We start from the raw sequence: 8,034 nt of genomic DNA on the forward strand, positions 1-8,034 counted from the left end.
CCCCGGGGGCGGCCACGGCGCGTTGGCGCCTCAGACCGTGAAACCGATCCAGGTGTCCGGGGGAGACTGCGGCCGGCCCGGGACCGGGCGGCGTTCCTCGGTCCAGTCCCGGCCGGCCAGTTCACCGGCCACCCGGCGCCAGAACCGCGCGGCGGTGTGGTTGTCGTCCTGGAAGGGGATCTCCCAGCGCCCCGGGTGCCGGGCCACCACCTCCCGGATGACGGTCGTCCCCACGCCGGAGCGGCGGGCGCCGCGTACCACGAAGAAGGCGTTGAGCACCCGGACCGGGGTCTCCAGCGCCCGGACGAGGGCGAAGCCGGCCGGCCGGTCCCCCCGCAGCGCCAGATAGGCGGCCCAGCCGGGGTCGCGGAACGCGGCCGTCAGCCGGTCGCTGCGGAAGGTGCCGTCGGGGTCGGGAAGCTGACCGCGCACCTCGGAGAGGTCGTGGCGGAACAGCGGCCACAGTCGTTCCAGCACGGGGAAGTCGTCGGCGCCCGCGCGGCGCACGCGCACATCAGGTGTGTCTGTCATGAAAGAAAGCCTCCCGGCCGGAGAAGAACCGGCCGGGAGGCTCGCACGCTGCCGTCATGCTACCGCGTGCCGATGACCACGGTGGCGTTCGCTCCTCGTCAACCGCCGTGCGGTCCGTCAGCCCATGCCCGGCGAACACCGGTGCCGCCCGCGCCGCCTGACGCGGCGGATACACAGCCGGCGGCGTCCGTCCGCTCAGCCGGTGCCGCCGGTGCCGCCCTGCGGCATGTCCGGGCGGGCCGGGCGGCGCGCGTAGTCGAGCAGCCGCTCGGACAGCAGCGACCGGGCGGCGTCCAGCTTCTCCAGCGCCAGGTCCGCGACCTCGTCCAGCGGGCGCCCCTCGATCATGCCGTGCCCGGCGGTGCGGAAGATCATCGCCTGGATGGCCAACAACTGGCCGGCGATCAGATCGGGCAGGTGGTCGCGCTCGTCGGCGCCCGCCGCCTCCCGCAGCGTCTCGGTCAGGCGTTCCCCGGTCCGCTGGTTGATCTCCATCATCCGGCGCCGCAGCGACTCGGAGCCGAACATCACCTGGATGAAACGGCCCATGCCCTCGGCCATGCCGATCCGCGCGCTGCGGCTGATGATCTCCTGCCGGATCGCGCCGAGCACCGCCTCGGCGGCGGACTGCCCCGGGGCGCGTTCGCGCACCAGCAGGGAGGGGTGGTCGATGATCTCCTCCTGCCGGTCCAGGAACAGATCCTCCTTGGCCGGGAAGTAGTTGTAGACGGTGTTGACGGAGACGTCCGCCGCCTCGGCGACCTCCGCCACGGTCACCTCGTCGAAGCCCCGTTCCAGGAACATCCCGGTGGCCACGTCGGAGATGTGCTGCCTGGTCTGCTGCTTCTTGCGTTCCCTGAGCCCGGCCATGACGCCATCCTAAAGGTTCCTTGACCAACTTAAAACTTGGGGCGATTGCATTTTTTCAGTGGCTCTGCTTTTGTGTCCGGCATGGCACCGATCCTCACCACACACGACCTGGCCCTCACCTACACCACCAAACAGGGCACGGTGGACGCCGTACGCGGCATCGACATGAGCGTCGAACCCGGCGAGATACTCGGGTTCCTGGGTCCCAACGGCGCGGGCAAGTCCACCACCCTGCGGATGCTCACCACGCTGCTCGCCCCCACCCGGGGCACCGCCACCGTCGCCGGGCACGACCTCGCCACCGAGCAGGCCGCCGTGCGCCGCGCGATCGGCTACGTCGCCCAGTCGGGCGGCACCGACCCCCACGAGACCGTCCGCGACGAACTCACCCTCCAGGCCCGGCTCTACCGGCTCTCCAAGGCCGAGGCTCGCGCCCGGGTCACCGAACTGGCCGAGGACCTCGACCTCACGGACCTCCTGGACCGCAAGTGCGCCGCCCTCTCCGGTGGCCAGCGGCGGCGCCTGGACATCGCCATGGCGCTCACCCACCGCCCGCGCGTCCTCTTCCTGGACGAGCCCACCACCGGGCTCGACCCCGGCAGCCGCGCCGATCTGTGGGACCTGATCCGGCGCCTCCGCTCCGAGGACGGCACCACGATCTTCCTCACCACGCACTACCTGGACGAGGCGGACGCCCTCTCCGACCGGCTGATCGTGGTGGACGACGGACGCGTCGCCGCCGAGGGCACCCCCGCGGAGCTGAAGACCCGGTACGGCGGCTCCCCCGGCGCCAGCCTCCAGGACACCTTCATCGCCATCACCGGACGCGGCCCCCAGCCGGAACGGGACCCGGCCCCCGTCGCCGTCTGACCGGACCGACACCCCCGCCCCGACCCCGACCGCGCCCACACCAGACAGGAACCGTACCCACCATGTCCACCGTGCTCTCGGACACCGGACTGATCTTCCACCGCTACCTGCGGCAGACCCTGCGCTCCCGGATCAGCGTCGTCTTCGGGCTGATGCAGCCGCTGCTCTTCCTCGCCTTCTTCGGCCCCCTGCTCCAGGACCTGCCGCTGGGCGGCGAGGGCGACTCCTGGCAGACCCTGGTCCCCGGCCTGCTGATCCAGCTCGGACTGTTCTCCGCCGCGTTCGCCGGCTTCGGCATCATCATGGAGAAGCAGTTCGGCATCGTGGAACGCATGCGGGTCACCCCCGTCAGCCGGCTCGCCCTGCTGCTGGGCCGCATCCTGCGCGACGCCCTCCAACTGCTCGTCCAGTCCTGCCTGATCGTGGCGGCCGGGCTGCTGTTCGGACTGCGCGCCCCCGTGCTCGGCGTCCTCATCGGCTTCGTCCTCGTCGGCCTGCTGGGCATCTCGCTGGCCTCGCTCTCCTACGCGCTGGCCATGCGGGTCACGACCATGCAGGAGTTCGCCCCCGTCATCAACTCCATCAACCTGCCGATGATGCTGCTCTCCGGCATCCTGCTCCCGATGGCCCTCGCCCCCACCTGGCTGAACGTCATCTCGCACGCCGTGCCGTTCCGCTACCTGGTCGAGGCCGTCCGCGCCGCCTTCGTCGGCAACTACGGCGACGGCACCCTCCTGCTGGGCACCGGCGTGGCCCTGGCCCTGTCCGCCGTCACCCTCACCCTCGGCACCCGCCTCTTCACCAGGGCCGGTGCCTGAGCGCTAGTCTCGGCCGCATGGTCAATCTCACCCGGATCTACACCCGTACCGGAGACAACGGCACCACGGCGCTCGGCGACATGAGCCGCACCGCCAAGACGGATCTGCGGATCGCCGCCTACGCCGACGCCAACGAGGCCAACGCGGTGATCGGAACGGCGCTGGCCCTGGGCGCGCTGCCCGAGGAGGTCGGCGCCGTGCTGATCCGGGTGCAGAACGATCTCTTCGACGTCGGCGCCGACCTGTGCACCCCGGTCGTCGAGAACCCCGAACACCCGCCGCTGCGCGTCCAGCAGAGCTACATCGACCGGCTGGAGGCGGACTGCGACCGCTTCCTCGCCGATCTGGAGAAGCTGCGCAGCTTCATCCTCCCCGGCGGCGCCCCCGGCGCGGCGCTGCTGCACCAGGCCACCACGGTCGTCCGCCGCGCCGAGCGCTCCACCTGGGCGGCGCTGGCCGAGCACGGCGACACGATGAACGAGCTGACCGCCACCTATCTCAACCGGCTCTCCGACCTGCTGTTCATCCTCGCCAGGACCGCCAACAAGGAGCAGGGCGACGTGCTGTGGGTGCCGGGCGAGAACCGCTGAACCGGCCAGGGGCCGCCGGCCGCTACACGGCCCGCAGCCTCTCCCCCGCCGCGACCGCCCGTACCCGGGCGCCTGAGGGGGCGTGGTCGCTCAGCCCACCGGTGTCCCGGGCCGCTCCGCGGCCGGGGCGGCGGGCGCCGGGGGGTTCTTGCGCCAGACCGTGTAGCTGAGCGCGATGATCCCGTGAATGCCCAGGATGCGCAGGGCCGCCAGCTGGGAGCCGCGCAGGGTGTCGGCCGCCCCCGGGTGGTCGATCAGCCAGATCATCAGCTGCGCCACCACCAGCGAGACCCCCATCCCCACCAGGGTCAGCCGCCACAGCCGCCACTCGTGCCGGGCCCTGGCCCAGCCGTACCGGGGCGGCTTGGCCGGACGCGGCGCACCCGCCCAGCGGTGCGCCGCCCAGCCGTCGGCCCAGCGGATCAGATAGTGCCCGTAGCCCACGGTGAACCCGAGGTACAGCACCGCCAGGGTGTGCGACCACTGCGGCTCGGCGCCGCCGCGCAGGTCGAGCGCGGTGGCCGTGAGCAGCACCAGGTCGATCAGCGGCACGCACAGCAGCAGCACGCCACCGGCCCGGGGCCTGCGCAGCGCGTACCGCACCGCGAGACCGGCCGCCAGCACCAGCCAGAAGGCGATCTCGGCGCCGATGATCAGCGAGACAATCACAGGGGCTCCCTCCGTACCCCTCCAGCCTGCCGCCCGCCGCGCGCCCCGGCGTCGTCACCGGAGACGAGATCCACCCCGGCGCCCTACACACTTCGATGTACGGGCGCGGGCCGGCGCGGGCGGTCGCGGGCGGCGAAGATCACCCGGCCCGCCCGGCGCGGCAGCACCGGGCCCGCCGGGGCGGCGGTCCCGCCCCGACCATGATCCGCACCCTCCGCGCGGGACCGCGACACCGTCCCGCGCCTCCGGACATGCTGAGATGGTTCCATGCCCGCACGTGTCCGCCCCCACCGCTACGACATCGGCATCGCGGTCGCCGGTCTGCTCGGCGGCCTGACGGGCGTGGGCTACGACGTGTTCTCCGTGATCAGCGTCGGCACCTATTCGCCGATCGCCCTCGCCGGGCTGCTCGTGATGTGCGGCGCCGAGTTGCTGCGCCGCAGCGCCCCCGGCTGGTGCCTGGCCATCGGCACCGTCGCGGTGATCTGGGACGGTCTCTTCAGCGGGCTGCTCGCGGTGCTGCTGATGTACTCGGACGCGGTGTACGCGGCCGTGCTGTACGGCGGCGCCCGGCTGAGCCGGCTGGTGCTGCGCGCCAGTGTCGCCTTCACGGTGGCCGTCACGGTGGGGTCCCTGGTGTGGCTGCGGGATCCGCAGGCGCTGATCCTCGGGGTGCTGGCCGCCGCCGTCACCGCCACCCCCGCCTGGACGGCCGCCATCGTGCGCGGCCACCGCGAATCCGCCGCCAACGCGCAACTGCGTGCCGAGCAGACCGCGCTGCTCGCCGAGATGGACCGGGTGCAGGCCGTCGCCGAGGAACGCGCCCGGATGGCCCGCGAGCTGCACGACGTGGTGGCCAACCACCTGTCCGCCATCGCCATCCACTCCACCGCCGCCCTCACCCTGGACGAGCCCGCCGCCTCCCGGGACGCCCTGACCGTCATCCGGGAGAACAGCACCCAGGGCCTGGCCGAGATGCGCCGCCTCATCGGCATCCTGCGCACCCCGGGCCCCGACTCCGGCCCGGAGGCGCTGCCCGGTCTCGACTCCCTGGACGCGCTGGTCGCCCGCGCCGAGCGCAGCGCAGCGGGCCGGCTGCGCATCACCGCCGACACCGGGCCGGACGAGGGCCCCCGGCTGCCCGCGCCGGTGGACCTGGCCGCCTACCGCATCGTCCAGGAGTCCCTGACCAACGCGCTCAAGCACGCCGCGCCCGGCGAGGTCGAGGTCCGGCTGCGGCGGGAGGCGGAGGCGCTGACGGTGCGGGTCACCAGCCCGTACGCCGCGCCCGGCCACGCGGGCGGCCGCCCCAGGGCGCCGGGGTCGGGCGCCGGGCTGACCGGGATGCGCGAACGGGTCGCGCTGCTCGGCGGTACGCTCAGCGCCGGCCCGCGCGAGGACGACGGCGGGCGCTGGCAGGTGCTCGCCCGCATTCCGCTCACCGAAGGGAACCCCGCCCCGTGACCATCCGGGTTGTCATCGCCGAGGACCAGTCAGCGGTCCGCCTCGGACTCGTGCTGATCCTGCGCAGCGCCCCGGACATCGAGGTGGTGGGTGAGGCGGGCGACGGGGTGGAGGCGGTCCGGCTCGCCCGGGAACTGCGCCCGGACGTCGTGGTGATGGACATCCAGATGCCGCGCCTCGACGGGGTCTCGGCGACCCGGGAGATCACCGCCGAGGGCATCGCGGACGTCCTGGTGCTGACCACCTTCGACCTGGACGCGTACGTCTTCGGCGCGCTGCGGGCCGGTGCCGCCGGTTTTCTGCTCAAGGACAGCGAGGCCACCGTGCTGATCGACGCGGTGCGCACCGTGCACGCGGGCGAGGGGCTGATCGCCCCGGCCGTCACCCGGCGGCTGATCAGCGAGTTCGCCCGCTCCAGCCGGGCACCGTCCGTCCCGGCCGCCGACGCCGCCGCCCTGGACGCGCTCACCCCCCGCGAACGCGATGTGCTCGCCCAGCTCGGGGCGGGCCGCTCCAACGCGCAGATCGCCACCGAACTGTCGCTGGCCGAGGCCACCGTGAAGACCCATGTCAGCCGGCTGCTCGGCAAACTGGGCCTGCGCAGCCGGGTGCAGGCCGCCGTGCTCGCCCAGGAGGCGGGGGTCCGCCCGGGCCCGTCCGCCTCACCGAACCCGCCGTCCTCAACACAGCCTTAAGGCCGTCGCAAGCCCGGCTTTCCTTGGTACGGACCCCATTGACCACTGGTCCAGACCTCTCTACGCTCCCTGCTCAGTTCCCCCCACCTCTCCCCCACCAAGGAGCGACCCGTGAGCAAGGGGCTACACCGATCCCTGAACAGCACCAAGCGCAAGGCCGTCGCCATCACCGCGGCCCTCGCCCTGCCGCTCGGCGGCATGCTGGCCTTCGCCTCCACCTCCCAGGCCGGCCAGGAGACCAGCGCCACCCCCACCCAGGAAGTGACCACCACGGCCGGTGACGTCAAGCTCGGCTACTTCGCCGAGTGGGGCGTCTACGACCGGAACTACCACGTCAAGAACATCGTGGACTCCGGCTCGGCCGACAAGATCACCCACATCAACTACGCCTTCGGCAACGTCCAGAACGGCGAATGTACGATCGGCGACTCCTACGCCGCCTACGACCGCTTCTACAGCGCCGCCGAGTCCGTCTCCGGCGAGGCCGACAGCTGGGACACCGGCGCGCTGCGCGGCAACTTCAACCAGCTGCGCCAGCTCAAGGAGCTGAACCCGGACCTCAAGGTGCTGTGGTCCTTCGGCGGCTGGACCTGGTCCAAGGGCTTCGGCGAGGCCATGCAGAACCCCGAGCGGTTCGCCCAGTCCTGCTACAACCTGGTCAACGACCCCCGCTGGGAAGGTGTCTTCGACGGCATCGACCTCGACTGGGAGTACCCCAACGCCTGCGGCGACAGCTGCGACGACTCGGGCCCGGCCGTCTTCGGCGACATGATGCAGGCGTTCCGCGGCGTCTTCGGCGACCAGCTGGTCACCGCGGCCATCACCGCCGACGCCTCCGACGGCGGCAAGATCGACGCCGCCGACTACGCGCGGGGCGCCGAGTACGCCGACTACCTCGCCGTGATGACCTACGACTTCTTCGGCGCCTGGGCGGCCACCGGACCCACCGCCCCGCACTCCCCGCTGGAGAGCTACGACGGCATCCCGCAGGACGGCTTCAACAGCGCCGACGCCATCAGCAAGCTCAAGGCCCAGGGCGTACCGAGCGAGAAGCTGCTGCTGGGCATCGGCTTCTACGGCCGGGGCTGGACCGGCGTGAGCCAGGCCGCACCGGGCGGCACCGCCACCGGCGCCGCACCGGGCACCTACGAGGCCGGCATCGAGGACTACAAGGTGCTCGCCGCCAACTGCCCCGCCACCGGCACGATCGCCGGCACCGCGTACGCGCACTGCGGCAGCCAGTGGTGGAGCTACGACACCCCGCAGACGGTCACCGACAAGATGGCCTGGGCCAAGGACCAGGGCCTGGGCGGCGCCTTCTTCTGGGAGTTCTCCGGTGACAGCGCGGACGGCGCCCTCGTCGACGCCATCCACACCGGTCTGAGCTGACCCGCCGCCACCAGGGGCACGGCCGGCGCCCGGAAGGGCGCCCGGCCGGGCCCCGCCGGGCGCCGTCCACCGTGCGCGCGTGCCGGATCCCGGCGCCGGCCGGCCGCGGCCGGGGCTCCTTTGGGTGGGTGGGTGGGC

At 72.6% G+C, this 8,034-nt stretch carries 9 protein-coding genes; 6 read left to right on the forward strand and 3 right to left on the reverse strand.

The features are described from left to right. Nucleotides 1–30: 30 nt before the first annotated feature. Together ACFV5N_RS21380 and ACFV5N_RS21385 are read right to left on the reverse strand one after the other, a co-directional pair. Complete coding sequence (locus ACFV5N_RS21380; RefSeq protein WP_385602168.1) at nt 31–531, reverse strand: GNAT family N-acetyltransferase; 501 nt, start codon at nt 529–531, stop codon at nt 31–33. A 195-nt stretch (nt 532–726) separates the two neighbouring features. Beyond that, a complete protein-coding gene (locus ACFV5N_RS21385) occupies nt 727–1,401 on the reverse strand; it encodes a TetR/AcrR family transcriptional regulator (RefSeq protein ID WP_385602171.1) in 675 nt (224 codons plus the stop codon). Nucleotides 1,402–1,482: 81 nt separating this feature from the next. Between ACFV5N_RS21385 and ACFV5N_RS21390 the strand changes: the two genes are divergently transcribed. The 3 genes from ACFV5N_RS21390 (at nt 1,483) to ACFV5N_RS21400 (ending at nt 3,679) form a co-directional block, all read left to right on the forward strand. Next, nucleotides 1,483–2,271: an ABC transporter ATP-binding protein gene (locus ACFV5N_RS21390; protein WP_385602174.1), complete on the forward strand. Its 789-nt coding sequence runs from the start codon at nt 1,483–1,485 to the stop codon at nt 2,269–2,271. A gap of 62 nt (nt 2,272–2,333) precedes the next feature. Further along, entirely contained in the window at nt 2,334–3,089 is a 756-nt protein-coding gene (locus ACFV5N_RS21395; protein WP_385602176.1) for an ABC transporter permease, read from the forward strand. A gap of 17 nt (nt 3,090–3,106) precedes the next feature. Then, a complete protein-coding gene (locus ACFV5N_RS21400) occupies nt 3,107–3,679 on the forward strand; it encodes a cob(I)yrinic acid a,c-diamide adenosyltransferase (protein WP_385602179.1) in 573 nt (190 codons plus the stop codon). 90 nt (nt 3,680–3,769) lie between these two features. Here the strand turns inward: ACFV5N_RS21400 and ACFV5N_RS21405 are convergent, their stop codons facing one another. Beyond that, nucleotides 3,770–4,348: a hypothetical protein gene (locus tag ACFV5N_RS21405; protein WP_385602182.1), complete on the reverse strand. Its 579-nt coding sequence runs from the start codon at nt 4,346–4,348 to the stop codon at nt 3,770–3,772. A 267-nt stretch (nt 4,349–4,615) separates the two neighbouring features. Here ACFV5N_RS21405 and ACFV5N_RS21410 point away from each other — a divergent pair, with 267 nt between their 5' ends. The 3 genes from ACFV5N_RS21410 (at nt 4,616) to ACFV5N_RS21420 (ending at nt 7,896) form a co-directional block, all read left to right on the forward strand. Next, nucleotides 4,616–5,812, forward strand: a complete 1,197-nt coding sequence (locus ACFV5N_RS21410) for a sensor histidine kinase (protein ID WP_385602185.1) — start codon at nt 4,616–4,618, stop codon at nt 5,810–5,812. Further along, on the forward strand, nt 5,809–6,507 hold the full coding sequence (locus ACFV5N_RS21415; RefSeq protein WP_385602188.1) for a response regulator: 699 nt from the start codon (nt 5,809–5,811) through the stop codon (nt 6,505–6,507). Before ACFV5N_RS21410 ends, ACFV5N_RS21415 begins: the two co-directional genes overlap by 4 nt. Nucleotides 6,508–6,618: 111 nt before the next feature. After that, a complete protein-coding gene (locus ACFV5N_RS21420) occupies nt 6,619–7,896 on the forward strand; it encodes a glycoside hydrolase family 18 protein (RefSeq protein ID WP_385602190.1) in 1,278 nt (425 codons plus the stop codon). Nucleotides 7,897–8,034 lie beyond the last annotated feature (138 nt).

The sequence above is a fragment of the Streptomyces sp. NPDC059853 genome (assembly GCF_042731495.1).
In the GTDB taxonomy this organism is placed as follows: domain Bacteria; phylum Actinomycetota; class Actinomycetes; order Streptomycetales; family Streptomycetaceae; genus Streptomyces.